Here is a 25054-nt window from a genome sequence, read left to right on the forward strand (position 1 = left end):
CCCCATGAATAATGTTACAGCCTCGGGTCTCGACCCACTCCAGATCGGACATATCAGACACTACGATAATCTTTCCCGGCAACTGCCAAACGACTGGTCCCTAATGAAGGGCCGTGGAGTTGGGCAAGACGATTTTGGGGGGTATCGTTTCCAGCTCGCTTACATGGCCTACGCCTTGGCACTGGTCCACAGGCACCGGTTACCGGCTGCGCCTGCCGTCTTTCAGCCAATCATGAAGCGTCTGATAGACAAGCTTCTGCTTCCTGAGGTTTGGATGTACTGGCACAATGTCAGCCGGGGCGGCAGCGTTTTCAACTCCCATCTAGCGAGCGGGTACCAGGAGGAGTGGGACCCGGTTCGCCGTGATAACATTATGTACAGCGCGTATGTCCAATCGCTGACGCTTCTGTACCACTACCTGTTCGATGATCCGGTCTTCGAGGAAGAGGGTTCGATTACCTTTCGTCACTGGTCTTACTTCTGGGGTGGCGACGCCAAGGAATTCAAATACGACCAGAAGTCCCTGAACGACCACCTTTATTGGATGATGGTCCGTAGCGGTTACATCGGCGTCGCATGTGAACCGAACTGCGTATTCCAGATTTGCAATCAGCCTGCGATCCTCGGGTTTCGCCTTCACGATCTCATCTACGGAGGAAACGTGGCGGAGGAGGTTACGCGGGAGTACGAAGCGGCATGGCGAGAGTTTGGCCGTGTCGGTCAGCACGGCCACTACCACATAATGCTCGCCGAGGACACGAAGCAGCCTCGCGAGAATTCTGCTGGATATCCTTGGGTCGATGCCTGGCTCGGCACCCTGATGAACATGTGGAACCGTGATTTCGTTACGGAAAACTATCCCCACCAAATCAAGGACTACCTCATAAAATACGACGATGGCCTCAGGTCCATTCGCTCAACACCAAGGCCTTCCATAAGAGGCGAGACAGTCGTCAACGACGATTCCGATTTCGGTTGGGTGACGACGTGGGCATCCGAGATGGGAGACGAGGAAACGCTATCGGGACTTCTCGAATACGCGGACAGGTATTTAAGTCCTACTTGGCAAAACGGCGGGCTATACTACCCGAGGGATGATCGGGAAAGTGACGCTTTTGGGAACAGACTTCTTGTAGAGCCGCAAACCGGGAACGTCCTGCTCGGATACGCGCGCCTGAACATCCCGGATGGTCTTTGGAAGCTCTACAATGAGCCTTGGAGTAAGAAACGCTTCGCCCAGCCGGCGTTGAGAGAAGCTGCAGACGATCTGGACGTAGAAGTTGCTTATTTCGACGAACACGAGCGGACACTGCACCTGCGAATGGGCCGGAATTCAAAGCGCAGGGCTTCCGGCGAGCTCGGCATAGGTCCAATTGGAAATTCGTCACGTTGGGCCTTGGGCTGCGATGGTGTTGAGGTCGCCCTCGGTTGTGGCACGCAAATCATCTCTAGCACGATTGCAGGTATGTCGCTCTCCAACGGAATATTGCGTTTCCAATGCCCAGAGGGCCCTGCCCGTCGTTTTCGGCTCGTGCTTTTGGCGGAGGAAGTATGATCACGGAACAGCCACTGGCTCTCGCTTTGACAGACCACTTTGGAGAGGCGATTAACCGCACAAGCTTTGATGGGAAATGGCTTCTCGTATTTTTCGGTTTCACCCACTGCCGTTCGGTTTGTCCAAGAAATCTTGAGAAGCTGACCGCAGCCCTCGATTTCGTGTCCGATCTTACGGCTGAAATCCAGCCATTGTACATCACGGTCGATCCAGCTCGTGACTCTCCAGAGGTGATGCGAGCGTTTCTGGAGGAGCGATATCCGAGGTTCGTTGGTTTGACCGGCTCAGACGATGAGATCAGAGAAGCCAAGGATCATTTCGGTGTTTTCGCCCGTCGCCAGGACGAAGGCGATGGCAACTATCAGATGCCACATACGTCTCTGACCTACCTGGTCGATCCCAACGGGATGTATCGAGCGCATTGGCCCGCGGTTCTTGACGTTGACGATATTGGGGATCGTATTCGCCGTTCGATGCGCCCTTCATAAGGGATAGCTGGGCGGCTCATCGGGATGATTGTCTAACGCTTCCGGGTGTCGCCCCTGTCATCGCAACAAATAGACGCGTCATATGTGCTTGGTCAGAGAAACCGCATGCGTATGCGATTTCAGAGATGCTTAATGGGCTCTCGCGTAGGAGGGAGGTTGCCTTCTTCACCTTGTATTCTCGGAGCCAGCGGTGCGGAGGCAACCCGGTTGTTTTTTTAAAGGCCCTCAGGAAACGTTCGACCGGGAGCTCACAGGTTTCAGCCAACTGTTGAATAGTTACGCTGTCCTCGACAGACGACGCGAGCAGCTCTGTCGCGCGACGCAACTGCCAATCAGCGAGCACACCGGGTGGTGCAATTGGTCGGTCACCCCCGCCGTACGTTCTGGCAAGGTGCATGTAAGCCGCTACGGCGACATGGTCGAAAAAGAGAGAGCGGTCTGACACAGGCTCGCCAAAAAGCGGGGAGAGAACCTTGGCGAACGTGTGCATCGCGGGGTCTGCAATGGACGGCGAGAAACGGAGCTCGCTGATCGGTTTCATATGGTTCGCTTGAGCGAGTTCGGAGAAAACAATCTCAGGAATGTAGAACTTCACACAGTCGTAAAAGGTGGGCAGATGCAGCTGCGGCTCATCTTGCAAATTCATTATGCTCATGGTGCCTGCCGGGCAGCTTCCACTCCACATCAGTTTGCCTGCCTGGAACGTTTCGAACTTCGATATGCCTTCTAGCCTCACTGTGACGATGTAGGCTTTCTCCACTGGGATGTAGTCTGTCAGCCCGGAACCTCTCGATCCGGTTGTTACGCGTGTCGCGGCTAGCTGCTCTGACTTCAACGTTGAGGTTCGCATGAAGGGCGCGTCGTCGATGTTGAAGCGACGAGCGAGCTCCAGTCCGTAGGCTCCATACTGCATTTTCCGTCCCCCTTTCGCCGACTATTTTCGAAGCGGGGGGCCGATCTGTCTATTTATACCGGAGTACAGGGTGCAGACACACGGGAATTCAGGTTCAATGAGGGTGTAAAACGTTCAATACAGATTCTTCATATCCGCATAAACGTCGCACTTTCAAAACGCAGGAGTATCGAATATGAGCCAGCCTGATAAGGACGGTGAGCGGACTTCCGCCTCTCTGCCTCTGACAGACAGAGCAGTAAATTCACAAGACATTGTTCCCGCACCTGACGAGGAAGAGCTTCTCGAAGAGGCCCTCGAGGAAACCTTCCCAGCGAGCGACCCCATCTCCTCTTTGCGCTTCACCTGAGTTTTTGGCAAAAATGACGATCCTTGCAATCTATGTTTCCATCCTTTCTGCACTTCTTGCTGCGGCGATAAGCCCGGGGCCGAGCTTCCTGACAGTCAGCCGTATTTCGCTGTCGCGATCACGGGTAGACGGTTTGGCGGCAGCGATGGGCATGGGGCTAGGTGGGTGCTTTTTCTCGGTGCTGGCTCTCGTTGGCCTAACGTCGCTCCTGTCACAATTTCGTTGGTTGGACGTCGCGCTGAAGGTCTTGGGAGGAGCGTACCTAGTTTATATAGGCATTCATTCTTGGCGTAATGCGCGCATGCCATTACCAGCCACGGTAGTCGCGTCTGCCGAAAAAACCGTCTGGTTGAGCTTCCGCTCGGCGTTTCTTGTTCAGGTCAGCAATCCTAAGACGATCGTCGTTTATGCAAGTATCTTTGCCAGCCTCATGCCGTCCGCCGCCCCAATGGAATTCTTGATATCCCTTCCAATTGGCGTCTTCTTGATTGAGACTGGCTGGTACACCGTAGTCGCAGTGGCGTTCTCGTCATCGCGTCCGAGGGCTCTATACGCATCCATGAAGACTTTGATCGACAGGACGGTCGGCGTATTAATGGCAGGGCTGGGCCTGCGGCTCCTGAGCCTAGCCCACCTTCGATAGCCGTCCCGACCACCAATGGCTCAGTCGTCAATGACGTGGCCCGGTTTAAAAGGCAGTGAGGAAAGCATGGTCGAGAAGATTGAGCGCATCCGAGGAACAGTCCCTTCGTCACAAACGCGCATTGATAACAGCTTGTCGATCACGTCCGAGCCGGACAATACCTGGTATGCGAAGCGTCAATCGACCATCAACGAAAACCTTGGAAAACGGTCTTTGTTGACTGGTATGCGGGACGAGGGCAGCGACCATGAGTGCGCAGCTGACAGTCAGGATAGCAAAGATAGAGATGATGGCAATGATGCGGACAAGCGTCTTTCCGGAGAGAGCGAGCGCATAGGTACTGGCAACTGGGATGACGACGTTCCTGATGGGGAACACGTCGGCTACCTCTGAAGCTCTCAAGCGACGACAGCAGCAATCATTTTTATTCAGGATACCCTCAGTGACTGTTTTAGCAGATTACCGCCGCGTGCCGCTTCTGGACGGGCCGACACCCATTCAGCGCCTCTCACGTTTGGAAACCGCGTTCGCCGGAAAACTACGCGGGTCTCGTCTATGGGCAAAGCGCGATGACTTCATGTCGCTCGGCGGTGGTGGCAATAAACTCAGAAAACTTGAGTATCTGATTGGGCAGGCGCTCGCAGAAGGTTGCGACACGTTCGTTGCGACGGGAGGTCTGCAATCGAATTTCGCTCGGCTAGCTGCCGCTGCATGCGCGAAGATCGGTCTGGATTGCGATCTGGTGTTGAGCCAGATGGTCCCGAACCGGAGCACTGAATATCAGAACAACGGCAACGTCCTACTCGACCGTCTATTGGGCGCACGCCTTCACGTTCTCTCTAACCCCCAGAACTCGACCAATTACGTTGAGGCATTGTGCGAAAAGCTCATTGCAGACGGAAAGAAACCCTTGGTGGCCACGCTGGGCGGATCGACGTCAGTTGGGTGCCTTGGTTACGTCTCGTGTGCATTCGAAATTGCCGAGCAAGAACGTGAGATGGGCAGGGAGTTCAGCCAAATTGTTATTCCAAATGGGAGCGGGGGTACCCATGCCGGACTCGTCGCGGGTTATACACTCGCAGGACGCGACCCGAAAACGATTAGGGCCTATTCGGTCCTCGCTCAGACGGAGCTGGCGATCGAAGGTACGAAATCGAAGGCGAATGAGGTGCTTGGGATGTTGAACTCATCGCCCCTATCATCTGAGGATGTCTTGATCGACGGCACACAGCTCGGCGATGGATACGGCCTACCCACTTCCTCGATGAAACAGGCGATAAAGTTACTCGCGCGTGCGGAGGGAATTTTCGTTGATCCTGTTTATGGCGGGAAGGCATTGGCTGGCCTGGTCGAGGACCTTGATGATGGCGAGGTCCCGGAAAATTCCGACATTTTATTTTTGATGACGGGTGGCGGGCCTGGGTTGTTTGCTTACGCCGACGCCCTGGCGCTCTGACGGACTGCAACCCTGCCATTTCGTCAACGTTACTGCGCGGGGGGAGGGGCTGGTGCGGCCGTTTACCTCTGGATGACCAAATTAGCCTTTCTCCGCTCTGCGCATCGGCATGCTGTCGACAAGGACGAAGATTTCGATGTCGCCGACGATGCGTTCATTACGGAGCTGATTGCGGCAGCATCCAGTCTGAGAGCGTCGCCGTTACCGTCGACAACGCGAGCTTCGCCGGCAGTACCCGAATAATGAACATATAACTTCCGCTCCAAACAGCTCGACTTGAGGAGTTTCGGCATGGACTCACTTTTCACAAGTCGAACGCAAGCCAACCCATCGGCGTGCCTTTCGTGCGATTTTCTTCCTACCTCGAATAGTTTTCTTGGGCTCTGAGGAAGGGACAGCGGCGTTTCCGAATCGGAAACAGGGGAATGACGAACTATCATTTCACGCCATTTCACCTTGGGCGTAAGGTGTGGCTCAAGTAAGGGAGGAGGCAAAATGAAGATCGTCATCGCACCGGATTCATACAAAGAAAGCATGGACGCTCGCACGGTCGCATCTGTGATCCAGGCTGCGTTCAGCGAAATCATCCCGGATGTTGAATATCTATCTGTTCCAATGGCGGACGGCGGGGAGGGCACCGTCGATGCCGTAATGGAAACGCTTCGGGGAGCAATACTCACCGTACGCGTATCTGATCCCCTCGGGCGCGAGGTAGATGCAAAATTCGGGTTCGCAGCCGATCAGAAGCTTGCCGTAATCGAGATGGCCCAAGCAAGCGGCCTTGAACTCGTCTTGCCTTCTGATCGAAACGCCCTGCGTGCAAGTACCTATGGTACCGGCCAATTGATCAAGGCGGCTTTGGACGAAGGTGCGACCCGCATTATTGTTGGTATCGGCGGCAGTGCGACCACTGATGCGGGAGCAGGGGCACTGAGAGCGCTTGGTGCTGTTTTTCTGGATTCAGAGGGGGAACCTATTGGAGACGGTGGGGCGGAACTTGCCCGCTTGGAGCGTATCGACCTTCGCAGGTTGGACGAGAGGATAGCGTCCTGTTCGTTGGAGCTCGCCACTGACGTGCGTGCCCCTTTATTAGGATTGAACGGTGCCGCTCGTGTGTTCGCACCACAAAAAGGGGCGAATCCTTACGAAGTCGAGCAGCTTGAGCGCGGCTTGGGTCGATTTGCTGAGGTCATGGCGAGAGATGTCGGTGCCGATGTCGGGAGTGTAGTTGGCGGTGGCGCTGGGGGTGGTATCGCCGCTGGCCTCATCGGTGCGCTCGGTGCACAAGTTCGAACTGGATGGGAACTGGTTGCTGACATAGTCGACCTGCGCGGCAAGATGGCTGGAGCAACATTGGTAATCACCGGGGAGGGGCGTACCGACAGTCAATCGGCGTTGGGAAAAACCCCGGTTGGGGTAGCGTCGGTTGCCGCGCAACTCAGAATTCCAGTTATCAATCTTGCTGGCTCGTTGGGTCCAGGCGCAGACGAGACGTTGGCGCACGGCGTCCGAGCACAATTCGACACGGTTCCACGTCCCATGGAAACCTCTCAGGTGCTGGTGGATGCGTTAGGCAATCTCACGTCGGTGGCCCGAAACATCGCTTCACTGCTCCTAATCGGCATAGAAGCTGGGCGTAACCCAACTGTTTAACGCGGCGAAATTTTCGTATTCCCAAAATTCAGATGGGCCACTTTAGCCCATTTGAGACTTGGCATAGCATTATTTCAAGACGAAATAGCACTACCATTTGAAGGAAAATTTTGTCACATCGCGCTAGGTATTTGGCGTAACCAATTTCCTTCGTCTGGCCCTGTCCGCCTTTCCCGGATTGGAAAGTGATTAATTGGTTTTTTACATCGAGACGCGTCCCGCCGTGATGAGAGGCATTCCTCAGTTGATTGTCGCGTTCAGAGAACAGGCCGTCGAACTCTGGTACCGCAGCTAAGGGTCCAAACCGTCCCAGCTTATCAAGCCGCAAATAGTCTTTCAGCTTGAGATTTTGAAATTCGTCGAATTGTCGACCAGCAATTAAGTTCGAGAAATAAGCTAGAATATCGACACTCGAGGATGATGCTTCAAACGTATTACCGTAGAACATCTTCACTGAACCGAAGTCGACTGATGATGCCATGTTGCCGTCAGGTATCTCGATACCTTGTGCGACGTCAAAATGAACCTGAGAGAACTGATCGTAGCTCTCAAAGTATGACCTGAACAACTCGAAATACCGCTCCGCCCGCTCATCGGAAATCTTGTTGTAGTGCTCTCGGAATCTACCGAACTCTTTTGACTTTAACAGTGGTCGAATTCGATCAAACGAAGCCTGGAAGGGGCTCTCGTAGGCCGGTTGGCTGAAAAACATGGTGAAGCGCCACAGCCAGTCTTGGATGGATGCTAGAGGATCAGAGGCGTAGTAAACTTCCGAGGCCGACTTTAATCTGTCCCCAACGAGATGTTCACGTCCACGACGATGGAGTGACCACGTGGTTTTAAGGAGTTTCCACTCCTCCTCGTAGTCGGGTCGACGATAGGGCCGCTCTCTCCACTTTCCACTATCCAGTTCTTCAACGGGTGCTTCAACGACAGAACCGTTTTTCTCTGCGATTTTGAAGCGTTCTTGAAGATGCTCCATTCGTGGAAAAACGAAATCCAGGTGTCGCTGCTCTTTAGGGACAATAAAGTTTGCATCAACGTTTACGATCGGAGCGCCGATTACCTCCTCGATCCATTCTGCGTTCTCAACTTCCTCCACCCAGTGTGTGATTTTTTCGTAGTCAACACACAGCGCGACGACAACGTCTTCACCGCAGTCGTGGCAAGGAAAACGATGCACTTGTCGAGTTTCTTGCCCCATACCCATTCGCACGGTGTGTGCTTGATTACACGTTGAACATTTGAATGAGGACCGAACAATCATCTGTTTTCTATCTTACAAGCAGAATCTGAGCTTCATCATTTAAATCACTCAATATTAGACCGAAAGGGGATTATCGCCCTTACGGAGAAGGCCTGAGGACTTCACGTATCTGCGTGAATTCTTGAGCGCTACCTTAGCTATCTCCAGATGTCGGATACCGTTCGATAAAGCGCCGCTACTTCCGGCCGCTTCTTGTCTTCTTTCCGTGTGACAATGGATATGGGAGCTGTGATGTCGCAGCCTGCCCAGAACCACAGTCCGTCCTCCGAAGCGTAAGTTTCAACCAACCGCTCTCGTATGAGGCAAACACCCAACCCAGATCGGGCAAGTTGGATAATGGATGCTTCCTGGTCAGCCTCCGCGACGACCGAATAGGAAAGCTCGTTCCGCTCGAACAGATCAGTGAGCATCCTCTTTTGCGAGCTTCCTTTCATCCCACCGATCCAAGGTAACTCGGCGATCTCGCCTAGCTTGAGGTGTTGAGATGGGGATACTAGAGCACTCGGAATAGCAATTACATATGCTTCCTCGCCCAGCACCCGGGCGTCGAGATCATCGTCCTCTACCCTTTCCAGCGAAAAGCAGGCATCGAGTCTTTTCGACCGCAGTCCAGCTAAGCCGTCACCTGAAGTGCCATGTGATAGTGATATGACAATGTTGGGGTGCTGCTCTCTCATCGCCTGCAGTAGCGCGGTAAGCTTGATGCTGTCGGAATCCACGATAGTTCCGAGAGTCAAACGGTAAACTTCCCTTTTTTCACGAGGTGAGAGCAGCCGAGCGAATTCATCCACGGCAGCTAATGCGTGTGTGGCTGTCTGCAGTAGCTCGGTGCCACGGGGTGTGATTTTCATTCCATCGCGCTCTCGTATGAACAAAGCCACACCCGCTTGTTCTTCCAACGCTTTCAATTGCTTGGAGACTGCCGATTGGGTGAGGTTTAGCTGCGCAGCTGCCTTCCCAAGATGGCCTGTCGACGCGATTGTGACGTATGCTCGGAGGTGTTGAAGCTCCATCCAAAATCTTCCCCGTTAGCCTCGGTTCAACCGGAAATACATTTATCGAACTCATTCATGGTGCTGATGGTAACAAATCATTTGTTAAATAAATAGGCGGTGTCTATCGTCTGTACAGTTTTCAGGCATCGGGTCTCCAAAAAGAAAAACTGGGATGGAGACAAATGACTTCAAAGAGCTCGGGCGCTTTAGCGACCGTGATGGGGTCCTGCTGTCTGAAACAAACACAGAAAAAAGGGAACGTAACAAATGACATTCACTCGTCGAACCGTTTTGAAAACAGGCCTGTCTGCGTCCGTGTTAGCGGCTGCATCCGGCACGGCATTGCTCTCCAGCCAAGCAGGAGCCTCGGAAACCGTCAAGCTCGGTCTGCTTCACTCCCTCACTGGCAACCTCGCTCTTTCCGAAGTGGCCCTGATGGAAGCTGAAAAGTTTGCTGTCGATGAAATCAACGCAAATGGCGGCGTCCTCGGTCGCCAGATCGAGGCCGTCATCGAAGATGGTGCCAGTGACTTCCCAACCCACGCGGAGAAAGCCAGGAAACTGCTGCAACGCGACAAGGTCGCAGCAATTGTCGGTTGCTACACATCCGCATCACGACGCGCCATCCTTCCAGCTGTCCGCCAATTCAAGGGACTGCTATATTATCCCACTTTCTATGAGGGCCGCGAGGAAGACCCGCGCGTGTTCTACACGTCGCAAGAAGCGAGCCAGTCGGTGATCCCTTCTGTCGAGTTCATGACAAAGCTGGATGGGAAGACCTTTTTCATCATCGGCTCTGACTACGACTATCCCAGAACCTGCGCGCAGATCGCGACGGCGAAGATCAAGGAACTTGGCGGCACGGTCGTCGGCGAGGACTTTGTCCCGCTGGGTCATGGAGAGTTTTCGTCCATCGTCACGAAGATCAAGGAAGCAAAACCGGACTGGATTTACTCCATCGTCGTCGGTGGCAGCAACGTCGCCCTGTGCAAGCAGTTGAAGGCAGCCGGCCTTGATGGCCTTAAACAGAAAATTCTTTCCAACAATATCTCGGAGAACGAGATCGATGGGATCGGACGCGAGAACGCCGAGGGTATCTACTCGTGCATGGGCTACTTCCAGAGCGTGAAGAATCCAGAAAACGAGCGTTTTGTCTCTGCCTTCAAGGCGAAGTACGGCGAAAATCGTGTGATCGGCGACCCGATGGAGTGTGCCTACAGCTCGGTCTATCTCTGGAAGCTCGCCGTCGAAAAAGCGGGATCGTTCGACGTAGCTGCCGTCGTCGAGGCGTCATCGGGTCTCGAGTTCAATGCACCCGAAGGCCTCGTCAAAATCCATCCAACGAACCATCACATGATAAAGCGGATACGCGTGGGCCGCTCTCGTAGTGATGGCCAGTTCGATATCATCATGGAATCTGAGCCCAAAGAACCCAACCCTTTCCTGAAGAGCTGACGCAAGTCTTCGTTTCAGACAAGAGAGAAAGGGTAGCAGGATGAATACGTTCATCTTCATTACGCAGGCATTCAATGGTTTGAGCCTGTTCACGATCCTACTGCTGATGTCCCTCGGCCTTGCAGTCGTGTTTGGACTGATGGGCGTCATCAACATGGCGCATGGGGAACTCATGACCTTGGGTTCCTACACCACCTATCTCACTGCCCGATATTTCGGGCAGTACTTTCCGGGATGGATGGATTTCTATCTGCTCGCGGCAATTCCCCTTGCGTTTGCGGTCTGCTTCGGCGCGGGCTACGCCTTGGAGCGGGGTTTCGTGCGCTTTTTCTACAAGCGGCCGCTGGATACACTGCTTGCCACGTGGGGTCTGAGTCTCATCCTTCAGCAGACCTACCGTTCGGTTTTTGGAGCGCAGGAGGTGTCGGTACCGTTAGCTCCTTGGCTCGCAGGAGCTTGGCAGCCTGTTCCAGGCCTCGACCTTCCGATCAACCGCATTTTTATCGTCGGTCTTACGCTGGTCGTGGCGGGCTGCGTCTATCTTCTGTTTTTCCGCTCTCGTGTGGGACTGCGAGCCCGCGCGGTGACGCAGAACAGAGCGATGAGCTCTGCTGTAGGGATCAACACGTCACAGGTAGATGCCACGGTGTTTGCGTTGGGATCAGGTTTGGCTGGCATCGCTGGCGCGGTCTTCACCATGATTGGATCGACTAACCCGGGGACGGGTCAGGCATACGTCGTCGATGCGTTTGTGGTGGTGGTTTTTGGTGGCGTCGCAAGCCTCCTCGGGACTGTAGCGTCCAGCTTCACGATCGCTCAGTCGCAGACTGTTCTGGAATACGTCACAAGCAACACGATGGCCAAGGTGGCTGTGCTCGGTCTCGTCGTGCTCGCACTCTATCTACGACCGAATGGTCTCTTCAGTCCCAAGGCGAGGAGCTAGGTCATGGAATCCGTAAAAATCAGAGGTGACCTTCTCACCATTATTGTTTCCGCTGCCGTTCTTGGTTGCGCCCCGTTAGTCCTGGACGCATTCTGGCTCCAGAACCTCGGAAAATATCTCGCATTCGCTTTCGTCGCCTTGGGAATTGTTATCACCTGGGGGTACTGCGGGATTCTTAGCCTCGGGCAGGGGATATTCTTCGGCATTGGCGGTTATGCGCTGGCGATCTACCTCAAGCTGGAGGCGACAGGTGGAGAGCTTCCAGACTTCATGGGTTGGAGTGGGATCGAAACCCTTCCGATTTGGTGGCAACCGTTTGAAAACCTCGGGTTTGCAGTTGCTACTATCGTCGCGTTGCCCGTTTTGCTGGCCTTCCCGTTCGCGTTCTTGCTTTTTAGAAAACGAGTGAACGGTGTCTATTTCGCCATCGTCACGCTGGTCCTGGCGCTGACCGCCAGTATCCTACTTGTTGGACAGCAATCGGTCACCGGAGGGGCAAACGGCATAACCGATTTCTCCACTATCGCCGGCTTTGATCTCTATGCTGACGAAACGGTTCTTGCGCTGTACGTAATCGAGCTTTGCCTGCTAATGGTTGCAGTCGCCCTTTCGATGGCGCTTTTGAAGACACGTCTCGGCAAGATCATCGTCGCCATACGTGACAGGGAGGATCGGGTTCGTTTCTCCGGCTACGACACGGCCTTGCTCAAGGCAGCGGTATTCGCGTTTGCGGCCGTATTGTCGTCCGTGGGAGGCGCGATGTTCACCCTGCAGGTTGGGCTCGTTACGCCCACCATCGTTGGGACAGTCGTCTCTGTGGAAATGGTGATCTACGCAGCTGTGGGTGGACGTCTGTCTCCTGTCGGTGCCGTCGTTGGGGCCATCTTGGTGGGCTTTCTCAAGTCGTACCTGTCCGAACAGTTTCCAGAGGCATGGCTGTTTTTCCTGGGAGGCTGCTTCATCGTCGTCGTGGCATTTATGCCGAACGGTCTCGCTGGTCTGCAACGCGATATCACTTCGCGCCTAATCAACCGGAAGGAGATTTAGGAATGTCGAACGTCGTACAAGCTTTCACTGATTTGGATATTCCGATGGGTTATCCGACGACGCATGTCTCTGCCCTTGGTGGCGGATTGGCAATCCAGGGACTCGGCGTGACCTTTGGAGGGTTCCGGGCAGTCGAAGACCTCAATCTCGATATCGCTCCAAACGAGCTCAGGGTCGTGATCGGTCCCAACGGAGCGGGCAAGACAACGCTTCTTGATATGATCTGCGGCAAGACCCGTCCAACCTCTGGCAGCATCAAGTTCGGTGGGCTCGAACTGACGGGCATGGCTGAGCACGAGATCGTGCGCGCGGGCGTTGGCCGTAAGTTCCAGGCTCCGAGTGTGTACGAAGAGCTCACCGTCGCGGAAAATTTGGAGATTTCCCTCCCGAATACTCATGGCCTTTGGCAGTCGGTGTTCTATCGACGCACAAGCGAAACGCGGCGCAAGGTAACGGAAGTTGCAGATCGGGCTCGTCTCACCCCGCAGCTATCGCGGCGAGCTGGGGAACTATCCCACGGCCAGAAGCAATGGCTCGAGATTGCGATGCTTCTGCTGCAGGATTCACGCCTCCTCCTACTCGACGAGCCTGTGGCGGGAATGTCTCCACGCGAGCGGGAACTCACTGGGGAACTCCTGAGAGAAATAGCGGCGGACAGAACGCTCATCGTCATCGAGCATGACATGGAGTTTGTTGCTTCCATCGCTTCGAAGGTAACCGTTCTGCATCAAGGACGCATCCTATCAGAGGGTAGTGCTGAGGAAGTTCAACGCGATCCCCGTGTCGTTGAAGTGTACCTGGGGGATAGCCATCATGCTTGAACTCTCGAACCTTCACGTAAGCTACGGCGGAAGCACCGTCGTCCGCGGAGTTGATCTGACAATGGACGGGTCCGGGATCAGCGCCATCATCGGCCGCAATGGTATGGGCAAGAGTACGTTGTTGAAGTCGGTCATCGGCATGATGCCCGTTCGCTCCGGGCAAATCCGGTTCGACGGCGTGGATGTTACCCGAGAGCCGAGCTATCGGCGGGTACGCGCAGGTATGGCGTACGTCCCGCAGGGTCGGATGATCTTTCCTGGTCTGACTGTTGAGGAGAATATCAGCACTGGCCTGGAGACGCGTCGGTATGACCGCATCCCTGACTTTGTCTTCGACTTTTTCCCTGTCCTCTCCGAAATGCGGCTGCGAAAGGGCGGACTGCTTTCCGGTGGACAACAACAGCAATTGGCCATCGCACGTGCGCTCGTGTCGAAGCCAAAACTGCTTATTCTCGATGAGCCGACCGAAGGAATTCAGCCATCGATTATCAAGGAAATTGCTCGAACTCTTGGCAGGCTCGGAAAAGAGCTGGGCATCACCATTCTGTTCTCAGAACAGGTCCTGAGCTTCGCGCTCGATCTCTCACAAACTCTTCACGTCATCGATCGAGGGCAAATCGTGCGTACAGCGCGGTGCGAAGATGTCGACGTCGACGACGTGAAATCATTTTTGACGATCTAACCAATTAGAACCCTAGAGAAGGAACAAACAATGCCAGTCCGTCGCCCATCCAAAGCCGAAATCGAAGAACTTGGCCGTCGTCGGCACCTCAATCTTACTGAGGTCGAAATTGACGACATGCACCAACTCGTATGTGAAAACATGGAGTTCTACGACCGCCTTGAGCAAACTCCAGAGCCAACACGTGAGACCGTCCCAGCAATTCGCACACTCGGTGTTCGTCCAGACAAAAACGATGACCCATACAACGCGGTGACGCGCCTCTGCTCTGTCCAACTGCCCGGCGTGAAAGGGAAATTGAGCGGTAAGACGATCGGCATCAAGGACACGATCGCCGTCGCAGGTATCCCGATGTCGGGTGCGTCCAGAGTTCTCTATGACTTTACACCGACCATGGACGCTCCGATCGTAACTCGAATTCTGGAAGAGGGCGGTCACATCACCGCCATGCTAAACACCGACGATTTCGCGTTCTCCGGTGCTGGCCACACGAGCGCCAACGGCATCATGTTGAACCCGGTCGATCCCAACTTCACGGCTGGCGGTTCGTCCGGTGGATCGGCGATCGCTGTTGCGACGGGCCTGGTCGATATAGCAATGGGTGGTGATCAGGGCGGGTCTATCCGTATTCCAGCTTCCTGGACGGGTACCGTTGGTCATAAGCCCACCCATGGTCTGGTGCCATATACCGGAATTCTTGGTTTCGATCAGACGCTGGACCACATTGGGCCGCACTCCAAGACAGTCGAAGATTCCGCTTTGATGCTGTCCGTGATCGCAGGAAAGGACCATGACGTCATCGATCCTCGTCAGCCGACAACGATTGACGTCCAGGATTACCTTGGTGCGTTGACGGGGGACCTTCGCGGGCTGAAAATCGCTGTGGTCAAAGAAGGCTTTGAAATGCCCTTCGCCATGGATGAGGTCAACCACGCCGTACGCGAGGCAATTAAGCTGCTTCCCTCTCTCGGCGCGACGGTTGAAGAAATCTCGGTGCCCCAGCACCTCGACGTTCCGTTCATCTGGAATTCGATAGCGGGTGAAGGTGGCGTTACCACCTTCTATGCCGGACACCACAGCCTGCAGAATAAAGGCTGGTACGATACTAGGCTGATGTCCGCGATGGGGCGCGGGATCAAGACCCATGGCAGCGATTTCTCACCGACGGCCAAGGCTGGTATTCTCGTCGCTGCATACATGGCAGAACAATATCAGGGGGTATTCTACGGTCGCGCGCGCAATCTCGCGAATGCATTGACCCGTACATACAACAAAGTCTTCGAGAAATACGACCTCGTCGTAATGCCAACGACGCCGCAGACGGCGCACGCCGTCCCGGAAAGCCCGGAAATTGATCGCAAGACGTTTGTTCGCATGGCTATGAGCATGGTCGGCAACTGCGCTGCGTTTGACCTCACGGGTAACCCTTCCATTTCCGTGCCGTGCCACGACGTGAAGGGTATGCCTGTGGGCTTGATGTTCACCGGAAGGGCGTTCGACGATGCAACCGTACTGCGGGCAGGACATGCCTACGAGCAGGCAAAGCGTTGAGGTTGGCAAATGAATAAGCTCGAAAAAGCTGGGAGGTTTTTCGTGCCGATAATGGAAGGCTTCGAAGAGCGCACGGTTCAGGCTTCCGGCGCGACCATTAGTGCCTGGATTGGGGGGAGTGGTCCGCCGCTCCTCCTGCTCCACGGCTATCCACAAACACACGTTATGTGGCACAAGATTGCGCCAGTGCTCGCTGAACGATTTACCGTCGTCGCTACAGACTTGCGAGGTTACGGCAAGTCTCAGAAGCCCGATGGTGGAGATGAGCACGTGAACTTCTCGAAGCGGGCGATGGCGCTTGATCAGGTTGAGGTAATGCGCCAGCTCGGGTTCGATCGTTTCGGCGTTGTTGCGCATGATCGCGGAGCCCGTGTTGCACACCGCATGGCCCTCGATCATCCGGATGCAGTGGAGAAAGTTGTTCTCCTCGACATTGCACCGACAGATACGATGTATGGAGCCACCGACAAGGCATTCGCTACGGCATACTATCATTGGTTTTTCTTGATCCAGCCGTACGATTTGCCGGAGAGGCTGATCACGTCCGATCCCGGATTTTATCTTCGTAAGACCCTGAACGCTTGGTGCAAAACACCCGGGTCCTTCCCAGAGGAGGTTATGGCTGAGTATGTTTCGGCATTCTCCGATCCTGAAGCGATACATTCCGCTTGCGAGGATTACCGCGCATCGGCGGGGATAGACTTGCTGCACGATGCAGAAGATTCACATTGCAAGATAGCTCAACCACTCCTCGTGATCTGGGGGGATAGAGGCGTAGTGGGTAACTCTTTCGATGTGGTGGACGTGTGGCGAAAGCGTGCAATCGATGTGCGCGGTCGAGCGCTACCCTGTGGTCACTTTCCGGCAGAAGAGGTTCCGGAAATGCTGCTCGAAGAGCTCAACTCGTTTCTCTGAATCTGGCGAGACTTAACGCCAGCCCGCTGGTGGCTGTTATGGCCGCCAGCCAAATGTCATTTCCAAAAAGACGGCGGGGATCATGGTTTCAAAGGTAGTTGTGTGATGGAAGGTACGATTGAAAGTCTCTATCACTATCCCATCAAGGGCTTGAGCGCTCAGGCTTTGAATGACGTGAATTTGGAAGCTGCTAGCGGCTTTCCGCACGACCGTGTTTTCGGTTTTGCACGTTATGACAGCGGGTTTGATTTCCAGGACCCCAAGCCTTTGCCCAAGGACCGCTTCCTTGTCTTGCTCAAAGAAGATCGACTGGCAGGTCTTCAAACATGCTTCGATCCTGTTTCCCGCAAACTCGTCATGAAGGTTCAGGGAAATATTGCCTTCGAAGGCGATCTCAGCCAGCCAAATGATATCGAGGCCGCGCTTGATTTCTTCTCGGTGATGTTCGAGCTAGATCGGACCAAACGCCCGATATTTGCCCATGCGGGTATCCATCGTTTTACCGACGTCTCGGTCGTCTCCCAGGAATTGATGAACGCCGTATCGCTTATCAATCTGGCATCCGTGCGGGATTTTGAAGGTCGCGTCGGAAAGACTGTCGACCCGATGAGGTTTCGCGCAAATATCTACTTCGATGGATGGGAGCCGTTCTCGGAATTGGACCTCATCGGGACAGAGTTCTCGATGGGTAAGGCGCGTCTGAAGATAACGAGAAAGACGGGGCGGTGCGCGGCAACAGAAGTCAATCCGGTTACCGCAAAGCGTGACATCCCTGTCCCACGCCTGATCATGAAGCACTACGGCCACGCAGACCTCGGGGTCTATGCGGAAGTTCTGGAGCCTGGTCCAATCAAACCTGGCGATACGATCAGAATTTAAGGAAGAGACCTCAATGCAAAGCGATCTGTCACTTGTGGTGCACGCGCGCCGTTTTCTGACTTCCGAAATTTGCGAGTTCGAGTTGCGTGGCGACATCGGGCAGGATTTACCGCCGTTCAGCGCCGGCGCGCATATCAAGGTCACAACGCCATCCGGTGCCGTGCGCAGCTACTCGTTGACGAACGACGAAGCAGAACGTGATCGCTATATCATCGCGGTCAAAAGAGAGGACAGGGGGCGAGGTGGTTCGCTCAGCATGCACGAGGAAGCTGATGTAGGGCAACTGATGAGCGTGACCGCGCCAGCCAACGATATCTCTGTTGCGCCCTCTAAGCGGTACCTACTGATCGCGGGTGGCATCGGTATCACTCCGATGATCTCGATCGTTAGGAAGCTGGTAAGGGAAGAGCGTGACAACTTCAAACTGGTTTACTTGACGCGTTCCCAAGCGGATACCGCGTACCTGGGAGAGCTTACGGCGCTTTGTCCGCCGGAGAGCCTGACAATCCATCATGCCGGGATGACTCCGTCGTCTCAATATGATCTTTGGCAGCATCTGGCGCGGCCCACTGACACCGACATCTATTATTGCGGCCCGCAGCCTCTCATGGAGGCGATAAGGCTCCGGACGATCCACTGGCCTCGCTCTCGTCTACATTTTGAAGACTTTGCGGGCGTGTCAGGGGTCGATGTGGACAGTCACCCTTTCACGGTGCGGCAGCATTCGACAGGTCGCGTTTTCGAAATCCCGGCCGATAAGACAATCCTCGAGGTCTTGCGATCAGAGGGACTGCAGCCGAAGAGTTCCTGCGAAAGCGGGACGTGTGGGACCTGTCGGGTTCGGCTTGTGGCGGGGGAACCGGATCATAGGGATTTGGTCCTGGGGGAGGATGAAAGGCTGGAGGCATTCGTCCCGTGTGTTTCCCGGGCCGTACAGGGCGAGCTGGAACTAGATTTTTGATCTCCATGCCCTGAGAGGGTTGTTCGTAAATTAAGAATTTGCAAACCCGCTGCATGCCAGAGGCCGTGCCACGCTTGTTTCCGCACTTCGGTTTCCAAAGTATGCCCCGCTATAACATATACGATAACGATCTGATTTTTGATTTGGGTGGGCAACCACTTCTCGATCGCTGCGCGGCCAAGCAAATCGGTGGTAACGGTTTCGCCGACGGGCGCACTTACGAGATGATGTTTATCACCCGTATGATAATCGATATGGCGTGCCAGTGGTTTGCTGGCGATTTCGATATATTTGAGCCGTTCGATATATCAGAGGGGTTGGAATGCCTCGTAGACGATTTGATGACCCGTCGAGGTGATGAGGTCGCGTTTTATCAAATCAAGTCCGGTCGAATTGATGAGCGACCTGTATTGAAGAGTGATTTCGTCACTCAACAGAAGCTGGACGAGCTGCATGGCTTTGAAGCAGAATACTATCTTGTGGTCACACCAGCGATGGCGGATTCTGCTGAGGCTTGGATCACGGGAAATGGTGTCCCCTGTGTATTGTGGACGTTTCCGTTCGCAACAGGCTTGCTGGCTATGCTTCCGCTCGATCCGAGTGTTGACAAGGTCCTCGAGTGGTTGACGGGAAGTAAGCGCCCCGGCGTTTGGATTGATCTACACGACAAATTGGTATCAAGATGGATAAGCAAGCGAGACTACGCTATCGCGGAATTATTCGAGGAAATCGCAAATCAGACGCGATACCGGCAGCCTCCAATTCTCCGCGATGATATCCGGCGTGAAACCTTCCACTCGCTCCTTGAGTACTTCGAAATTTACACCGACTTGTGCGAGAAGAATACCTTCACTTTACGGAGTGATCACGGCGACATCGATTGGCTCTGTATTGTGCCTTGCACAATGGAAGTCCTCAATGACTTTGATCAATGGTTTTCGGCAAGACACGAGGTGTCGCCTGGCGAAATCATGATGTGGTTTGAGAACTACATTGAGGAGCTTGAGACAACATGACTACTTTGGCATTGGATATTTTATCAAACCCGAACTCGAACCCGTTCGACTATGCGAAAGCGGTCGATATTGTCCGTATGGATGTTCTCCGCAAGGCTTTTGAGGCAGACGCATTTTCGAAAATAGGCGTACATGCCGTTTCCGCCGCCACAGACTATGAGTTGTTGCTGAAACCCACTGTCGAGACATTACGTGAACGCGGGCATTTGGTCGCGGCGTCATGCCTTTGGCCTGTTTCAAAGGTACTTCTTGAGGGTAGGGTGGATACCACGTCCATCTCGATGGCTATGTCTGAGAAATACGCGTCAAAAATGCCGCTTCTTCTCGTGATGGCGCAGGCGATTGGAACCGTCACGGAACTTCAATCTATCCTCGCGCACGTCCTCTTCGAGATGAGAGAAAACGATTACGAGAGGATCGTCGTACTTTCTCTCGTTTCTCACGTGGATGCTGAAATGCATTTGAAGGGAATGCTGCCGGACCGATACCGCGAAAGCTTTATTTTCCTTGATAGCCGAAAGGATCACGAACTGAGCTTGGAGGGAGTACTCGTGCCGGGCATTGGTGGCACCTCTGCTTATCGAGCTGGTTTCAACTCCCAGGAAGAAGCACGCTCATTTGTCCCCGAAATCTTCAGGAGCAAGTACGATTTCCAAAAAAGGCCTAAACCCGGTCTTCGAATGTGAGATAGACCGTCTTCCGGGTACTTAAAGCTTTTTTTGCTTAAAATTAGCTGCGGGTTATGATCTACCGCGAATTGATTTGGTTACGCTCAACAATACACCTCGGAGGTTAGGCCGCTAACCGAAACGCCTGCTGAAGGCCACCTGCGTCCGTTCGAATCAAATCACCGAACGCGCGCGCTGCAGGTGACTCCCCGCCTTTGCCCCAGTAGAGAGCGAACTCAATTTCAGGCATTTCCGGAAGATATGGTGAGTTCGGTAGCACGCAGAGGTCCGGTGAAATAAAATCGGATGCAAGCGGGGTGATCGCGAAACCTGATAGAGCGGCGGCACGCACACCAGATAGACTTGGACAGGTGTAAACAATGTTCCAAGGCAACCCGGCGTGGCCAAGGGTTTCAAGGGCGGCTGCTCGATAGATGCAGGGCTGTGGGAAGACCGCGAGCTGGACTGGTTCGTCTTCATTGAACTCATAGTCAGGGGCTGCGACCCAATTCATCTTTTCACGGAAGACGAGTTGCCCGCCGTCGTCACCTAATGCTCTTTTCCCAAGCACTAGATCGAAATCACCTTCGTGCAGGCGATCGACGAGTGTTCGGCTGATACCGATTTCCACGCTGAGCGTGACCTCCGGGTGGATACGCTTGAACCGGGCAAGAAGCTCCGGAAGACAGTAGGTCGCGAAGTCATCTGATGCTCCAAAGCGCACCGTACCCTCGAGTTTGGGAGCACCGAAGTGTTGCTTGGCGTCATCGACCAAACGAAGGAACTTCTGTGCGTATCCCATGAAGACTTCGCCGTCGTCAGTTAGGGAAATCGACCTGGTTGTCCGGTTGATGAACGAACGCCCCGCCTGAGCCTCCAACCGTTTGATTTGGTAGCTGACGGTGGACTGTGTCGAATTCAATCGCTCAGCTGCTCGGCTGAAGCCGCCACATTCAATCACAGTAACGAATGCCCGCACGAGTTCTGGCTCAAACATTCCGACCACCATCTAACGAAGTTTTCGATTGACCGATGTTATTTATGGAAATCGCCAATGTCAAATCAGTCCTGACCTATTTCAGGCTCCAATGCGGGCGCTTGATCCGTGCAACGAATGCGTGCGGCGTTCAAGAGAGTTGGACAGTGGCGGCATAACGCTTGTTCCGAAACGGCGACCCCATCAAGAAAAAGGTGGGTGCAGGTTTCACTAAGTGCACGAACAAAAGGTTCTCCCATGTCCGCCACCCCAAGTTTTATCCGCAAGGAAGACGCTGTGGTTCTGATGCTTGATCATCAGACCGGTCTTTTCTCGCTCGTTCGCGACTTTCAGCCCGACGAATTCCGCAATAACGTCCTAGCTCTTGCCGCGACCGCCAAGTATTTCGGCCTTCCCACCATTCTCGCCACGAGCATGGATCAAGGTCCCAACGGCGTCCTGCTTCCTCAGCTCAGAGAAATCCTATCGGACGCACCGGTCATTAAGCGCCCTGGTGAGATCAACGCCTGGGACAACGCGGAATTCCTCAAGGCGCTCAAGGCTACCGGAAAGAAGCAGATCATCGTTGCTGGGATCGTCACTGACGTGTGCGTTGCAATGCCGACCCTTTCGGCTCTGGCAGAGGGCTATGAAGTTTTTGTCGTCGTCGACGCGTCGGGTACATTTAGCACGGTCGCCCGCGATTCTGCCCATCTTCGAATGGCGAACGCCGGCGCGCAGCTCGTCAACTGGTTTGCCGTCGCCTGTGAGCTCCAACGTGATTGGCGCAACGGGATGGAGGGACTGGCAGCGTTGTTCGAGAAGCATATCCCGGACTACGGCAATCTTATCAGCACCCTGAAGCGATAGGCCAACAAGGACCTACTACGCAGGCTCGGATGATGAATAGTCCTTCCGCGGGATCGTACCCGGGGAAGGACGTGCTGATTCAAAATTAGTCAGCGCGTAACGAAGACATCGCACGTGGGATTAGGGGGGACTATGAACTCTCAGACTTCGGCAACATTGATACCAACGCCCATACGCGTATCGTTTGCAGACACCCCATTTGAAATACTTGAGTTCGCGGTCTCGGAAACTCGGCGAGGCATGGTGGCGCTTGCTACGCTCGTTGAGATTGTCGGTGGGGCTGCACGTGGACTGGGCTCCCATGTTGCTGTGGCCGCTGATGGCCGCTTTTGTGGCTATGTCTCCGGGGGGTGTGTTGAAGCCGCCGTCGCGACTGAAGCATTGCTAGCGATTCAAGAGGGACGAGATCGCATTGTACGGTTCGGGGAAGGGTCTCCGTTCTTCGATATTGTGCTCCCATGTGGGGGAGGGATCGCGATAGCCATACATTTGCTCAAAGAGCCGAGCGTTCTTGAACAAATCCTTGGCCGTCTGCAACGACGCCAACTGGCAGGTATGATTTATACTCCAGCCGAGGGTAAACTCGAGGAGGTGGTGGCCTACCCAATACCCGGATGGAAAGGCAGCAGTTTCGTCAGTATCTACGGACCCCGTACACGCATTGTTATTTCCGGCAGGGGAGCGGAAGCGGCGGCTTTGAGACGTCTTGGAAAAGCAGCTGGCTACGAGGTATGGGATGATGGGGCTTCCGGTGCGAGTGAACCGATGATTGATGCGTACACTGCGGTCGCTATTCTCCACCACGACATAGACGCAGAACATCATGTAACCGAGGCCGCTCTTCGTTCGCCCGCCTTCTACATCGGTGCGCTCGGAAGTACCCGCACACACCGCCGTCGCACACAACGCCTCCAAGGGATGAGCTGGTCCCTCAAGGACATCGAGCGTATTAGGGCTCCGATCGGATCGTTTGGCCCTACCAAGGATGCAACCTCGCTTGCTCTGTCAATATTGGCGGACATTACCGCATGCAGGCTCATGGCCTACGGTTCCGCATGGTAACTGTCGTCGGAAAAACGAGTGCATCCGTATCGGTGGTCGTTCTCGCCGCTGGCGGGTCAAGCCGTATGGGACCGCGCAGTGGCCACAAACTCCTTTCGACGTTCGAAGGCTCCACACTTGTTAGGAAATCCGTTCTTACGGCGTTAAGGTCATCAGCTCGGCACGTTGTCGTCGTCACCGGACATCGAAGCGCAGCGATCGAGGCTTCACTCCACGGTCTCGAAATAAGATCGGTGAGGAACAAGCAATATCACCTTGGGATTGGCAGTTCGATTTCGTGTGGTGTGGAAGCCGTTCTCGAAGCTTCTCCTGCCGGCATCATGATCTCACTCTCGGATATGCCTGCCTTAACAGCGGCTCACCTGGATGCACTTATTTCAGCGTTTTCCAGTGCCAAGGCACCGAGCATTGTCCAAGCGACCGCAAACGGAGAGCCGGGAAATCCTGTTATTTTTCCCAGTGCACTCTTCGACGAGTTACGACGGTTGACAGGAGACGTCGGCGCTCGCGCCGTGATCAAGAACGGGAACGTCCCTGTCATACGTGTTGAAATTGGCGATGCGGCGCGGCTCGATGTGGACACACCAGAGCAAGTGATATCCGCAGGCGGAACACTTGAGCCGTGATGTCAGCGATCACGTTGTCATCGAGCCGACCGATGAGCGGCAAGCGGCCAAGCGATGTACATGAACAAATAAGCGACACCGCCCAAAACAAGAGAAATTGCAGCGAGGATTAGGGCCGCGTTAAATCCCTCTTGTTGCACGGAGAACTGTGAAAGCAGGGCTGCCACGACCGGAGGACCCGCAATCTGCCCGATGCTGTAGAGCGCGGTGAGCATGCCCATATATCGAGAAGCGGCGTGAGGCCGAAGTCGTTGGACTTCTTTCATCGCAAAGAAATTGATGGCGGTGAACGGCAGTCCAACCAAGAAGCTGCTCGCAGTGAAGCCAAGCAATGTCTGAAACGGCACGATCGTGAGCACGCCGAGAGCCTGGATGAGATAGGCAAAGAAGAGCAGCAGTCTCGGGTCAAAGCGCCCGATTAGCTTGATCGCAGCTATGCAACCAACGGCGGCCGCAATACCAAAGAGCGGCCAGAACCCATCAAGCCAAATCGAAGGCTGGAGTTCGGCGTGTGCCATCGCTGGCAAGAATGTTGCGGTAATGATGTATCCGAAGCCGGCCAGGCCATACGAGAACGCGAATAGGATCATCTCCCATCTGCTCACCCGAAGTTTGTGACTGTTGTCATTGTTGGCGTGCCGCTCGTGTGGAGCCTCTGGCCGGGTAAAGACCTGCCAAAGGGCAATTGTCACCACAAGGGAGATTGCAGCGAATACCAGCCAGACCCATGATGAGGGCAAGTTACTCCCGAAAAGCTCGAAGGCGACTACGCCGGAGATCGCAATGCCGACACCAGGACCAGTAAAGACTATCCCACCAAGGTGTGATGCCGATCTCCGGGTCAAGTGTGCAAAGGCCCAAGCGGATGTCGCCACAAACGCGAATGCACTGAATACGCCCGCCAGAAAGCGAAAACCCAGCCATGCGACGGGAATGTCGAGCGCCATCCCAGCGGTCAGTATCGCCGTCGCCACCAGACTAATCCTAATCATCACAGCATCTGAGACGACCTTGGGTGCACCCATCATCAGCATCGCGCCCGCGAGATAGCCCAGATAATTGGCGCTTGCGAGCGTACTGCCGAAAGGTATGTCGAGGAGGCCTTCCTTTGCCATGGCAGGCATAAGGGGTGTGAAGGCGAAACGGCCAATGCCCATGGCAACAGCAAGGGAAAGAGAGCCAGCCAGTGCGATTAGCAATCCGGAGTGGCGGTGCGCCTCAAAATTCGCGAACGAGCGTGGATTCGGTAGATCATTCATCGTT

Annotated in this window: 26 protein-coding genes; 21 read left to right on the forward strand and 5 right to left on the reverse strand. The window is 54.5% G+C overall.

The window, feature by feature from the left end; all coding sequences use genetic code 11:
• The first annotated feature begins 4 nt into the window (after positions 1 to 4).
• Both N7578_RS07970 and N7578_RS07975 read left to right on the forward strand, forming a co-directional pair.
• On the forward strand, positions 5 to 1555 hold the full coding sequence (locus N7578_RS07970; RefSeq protein WP_311109738.1) for a hypothetical protein: 1551 nt from the start codon (positions 5 to 7) through the stop codon (positions 1553 to 1555).
• A complete protein-coding gene (locus tag N7578_RS07975; protein ID WP_311109739.1) occupies positions 1552 to 2043 on the forward strand; it encodes an SCO family protein in 492 nt (163 codons plus the stop codon). The genes N7578_RS07970 and N7578_RS07975 overlap by 4 nt, the downstream gene beginning before the upstream one ends.
• Positions 2044 to 2059: 16 nt before the next feature.
• Here N7578_RS07975 and N7578_RS07980 read toward each other — a convergent pair whose 3' ends face one another.
• Positions 2060 to 2956 carry an AraC family transcriptional regulator gene (locus N7578_RS07980; protein ID WP_311109740.1) on the reverse strand — a complete coding sequence of 299 codons (897 nt, stop codon included), beginning with the start codon at positions 2954 to 2956 and terminating at the stop codon, positions 2060 to 2062.
• A gap of 175 nt (positions 2957 to 3131) precedes the next feature.
• Here N7578_RS07980 and N7578_RS07985 point away from each other — a divergent pair, with 175 nt between their 5' ends.
• From N7578_RS07985 to N7578_RS08005, 5 genes are all read left to right on the forward strand, one after another.
• Positions 3132 to 3305, forward strand: coding sequence for a hypothetical protein (locus N7578_RS07985; protein WP_311109741.1), 174 nt, complete (start codon positions 3132 to 3134; stop codon positions 3303 to 3305).
• Between the two features lie 13 nt (positions 3306 to 3318).
• The gene (locus N7578_RS07990; RefSeq protein ID WP_311109742.1) at positions 3319 to 3948 is read left to right on the forward strand and encodes a LysE family transporter; all 630 of its coding nucleotides are present in this window, start codon (positions 3319 to 3321) and stop codon (positions 3946 to 3948) included.
• 66 nt (positions 3949 to 4014) lie between these two features.
• Positions 4015 to 4341 carry a hypothetical protein gene (locus N7578_RS07995; RefSeq protein ID WP_311109743.1) on the forward strand — a complete coding sequence of 109 codons (327 nt, stop codon included), beginning with the start codon at positions 4015 to 4017 and terminating at the stop codon, positions 4339 to 4341.
• A complete protein-coding gene (locus N7578_RS08000) occupies positions 4301 to 5404 on the forward strand; it encodes a D-cysteine desulfhydrase family protein (RefSeq protein WP_311109744.1) in 1104 nt (367 codons plus the stop codon). The genes N7578_RS07995 and N7578_RS08000 overlap by 41 nt, the downstream gene beginning before the upstream one ends.
• Before the next feature lie 495 nt (positions 5405 to 5899).
• The gene (locus N7578_RS08005; RefSeq protein WP_311109745.1) at positions 5900 to 7057 is read left to right on the forward strand and encodes a glycerate kinase; all 1158 of its coding nucleotides are present in this window, start codon (positions 5900 to 5902) and stop codon (positions 7055 to 7057) included.
• A 28-nt stretch (positions 7058 to 7085) separates the two neighbouring features.
• Here the strand turns inward: N7578_RS08005 and N7578_RS08010 are convergent, their stop codons facing one another.
• Together N7578_RS08010 and N7578_RS08015 are read right to left on the reverse strand one after the other, a co-directional pair.
• Positions 7086 to 8267, reverse strand: coding sequence for a hypothetical protein (locus tag N7578_RS08010; protein ID WP_311109746.1), 1182 nt, complete (start codon positions 8265 to 8267; stop codon positions 7086 to 7088).
• 194 nt (positions 8268 to 8461) lie between these two features.
• The gene (locus N7578_RS08015; protein WP_311109747.1) at positions 8462 to 9337 is read right to left on the reverse strand and encodes a LysR family transcriptional regulator; all 876 of its coding nucleotides are present in this window, start codon (positions 9335 to 9337) and stop codon (positions 8462 to 8464) included.
• A 249-nt stretch (positions 9338 to 9586) separates the two neighbouring features.
• Here N7578_RS08015 and N7578_RS08020 point away from each other — a divergent pair, with 249 nt between their 5' ends.
• The 11 genes from N7578_RS08020 (at position 9587) to N7578_RS08070 (ending at position 20275) form a co-directional block, all read left to right on the forward strand.
• Positions 9587 to 10774 (forward strand): transporter substrate-binding protein, encoded by a 1188-nt coding sequence (locus N7578_RS08020; protein ID WP_311109748.1) that lies wholly within the window; start codon positions 9587 to 9589, stop codon positions 10772 to 10774.
• 40 nt (positions 10775 to 10814) lie between these two features.
• The gene (urtB, locus tag N7578_RS08025) at positions 10815 to 11717 is read left to right on the forward strand and encodes an urea ABC transporter permease subunit UrtB (protein WP_311109749.1); all 903 of its coding nucleotides are present in this window, start codon (positions 10815 to 10817) and stop codon (positions 11715 to 11717) included.
• A 3-nt stretch (positions 11718 to 11720) separates the two neighbouring features.
• Complete coding sequence (urtC, locus tag N7578_RS08030) at positions 11721 to 12764, forward strand: urea ABC transporter permease subunit UrtC (RefSeq protein WP_311109750.1); 1044 nt, start codon at positions 11721 to 11723, stop codon at positions 12762 to 12764.
• A gap of 44 nt (positions 12765 to 12808) precedes the next feature.
• The gene (gene urtD, locus N7578_RS08035) at positions 12809 to 13585 is read left to right on the forward strand and encodes an urea ABC transporter ATP-binding protein UrtD (RefSeq protein WP_311110085.1); all 777 of its coding nucleotides are present in this window, start codon (positions 12809 to 12811) and stop codon (positions 13583 to 13585) included.
• Positions 13578 to 14267, forward strand: a complete 690-nt coding sequence (gene urtE / locus N7578_RS08040) for an urea ABC transporter ATP-binding subunit UrtE (RefSeq protein WP_311109751.1) — start codon at positions 13578 to 13580, stop codon at positions 14265 to 14267. Before urtD ends, urtE begins: the two co-directional genes overlap by 8 nt.
• A 30-nt stretch (positions 14268 to 14297) precedes the next feature.
• Positions 14298 to 15818, forward strand: coding sequence for an amidase (locus tag N7578_RS08045; protein WP_311109752.1), 1521 nt, complete (start codon positions 14298 to 14300; stop codon positions 15816 to 15818).
• A 9-nt stretch (positions 15819 to 15827) separates the two neighbouring features.
• Complete coding sequence (locus tag N7578_RS08050; RefSeq protein WP_311109753.1) at positions 15828 to 16733, forward strand: alpha/beta hydrolase; 906 nt, start codon at positions 15828 to 15830, stop codon at positions 16731 to 16733.
• Between the two features lie 105 nt (positions 16734 to 16838).
• Positions 16839 to 17612 carry an MOSC domain-containing protein gene (locus tag N7578_RS08055; protein ID WP_311109754.1) on the forward strand — a complete coding sequence of 258 codons (774 nt, stop codon included), beginning with the start codon at positions 16839 to 16841 and terminating at the stop codon, positions 17610 to 17612.
• Positions 17613 to 17625: 13 nt separating this feature from the next.
• Positions 17626 to 18573, forward strand: a complete 948-nt coding sequence (locus N7578_RS08060) for a PDR/VanB family oxidoreductase (RefSeq protein WP_311109755.1) — start codon at positions 17626 to 17628, stop codon at positions 18571 to 18573.
• A 53-nt stretch (positions 18574 to 18626) separates the two neighbouring features.
• Positions 18627 to 19589: a hypothetical protein gene (locus N7578_RS08065; protein ID WP_311109756.1), complete on the forward strand. Its 963-nt coding sequence runs from the start codon at positions 18627 to 18629 to the stop codon at positions 19587 to 19589.
• Complete coding sequence (locus tag N7578_RS08070; protein ID WP_311109757.1) at positions 19586 to 20275, forward strand: hypothetical protein; 690 nt, start codon at positions 19586 to 19588, stop codon at positions 20273 to 20275. Before N7578_RS08065 ends, N7578_RS08070 begins: the two co-directional genes overlap by 4 nt.
• Positions 20276 to 20381: 106 nt before the next feature.
• Here the strand turns inward: N7578_RS08070 and N7578_RS08075 are convergent, their stop codons facing one another.
• Positions 20382 to 21254, reverse strand: coding sequence for a LysR substrate-binding domain-containing protein (locus N7578_RS08075; RefSeq protein WP_311109758.1), 873 nt, complete (start codon positions 21252 to 21254; stop codon positions 20382 to 20384).
• Between the two features lie 237 nt (positions 21255 to 21491).
• Between N7578_RS08075 and ycaC the strand changes: the two genes are divergently transcribed.
• The 3 genes from ycaC (at position 21492) to N7578_RS08090 (ending at position 23791) form a co-directional block, all read left to right on the forward strand.
• Positions 21492 to 22103, forward strand: a complete 612-nt coding sequence (ycaC, locus tag N7578_RS08080; RefSeq protein ID WP_311109759.1) for an isochorismate family cysteine hydrolase YcaC — start codon at positions 21492 to 21494, stop codon at positions 22101 to 22103.
• 132 nt (positions 22104 to 22235) lie between these two features.
• Positions 22236 to 23165 carry an XdhC family protein gene (locus N7578_RS08085; RefSeq protein WP_311109760.1) on the forward strand — a complete coding sequence of 310 codons (930 nt, stop codon included), beginning with the start codon at positions 22236 to 22238 and terminating at the stop codon, positions 23163 to 23165.
• Positions 23159 to 23791, forward strand: coding sequence for a nucleotidyltransferase family protein (locus tag N7578_RS08090; protein WP_311109761.1), 633 nt, complete (start codon positions 23159 to 23161; stop codon positions 23789 to 23791). Before N7578_RS08085 ends, N7578_RS08090 begins: the two co-directional genes overlap by 7 nt.
• 17 nt (positions 23792 to 23808) lie before the next feature.
• Here N7578_RS08090 and N7578_RS08095 read toward each other — a convergent pair whose 3' ends face one another.
• Entirely contained in the window at positions 23809 to 25050 is a 1242-nt protein-coding gene (locus N7578_RS08095; protein WP_311109762.1) for a YbfB/YjiJ family MFS transporter, read from the reverse strand.
• Positions 25051 to 25054: the final 4 nt, after the last annotated feature.

The organism is Agrobacterium tumefaciens (assembly GCF_031801495.1).
Classification (GTDB): Bacteria; Pseudomonadota; Alphaproteobacteria; order Rhizobiales; family Rhizobiaceae; genus Agrobacterium; species Agrobacterium tumefaciens_K.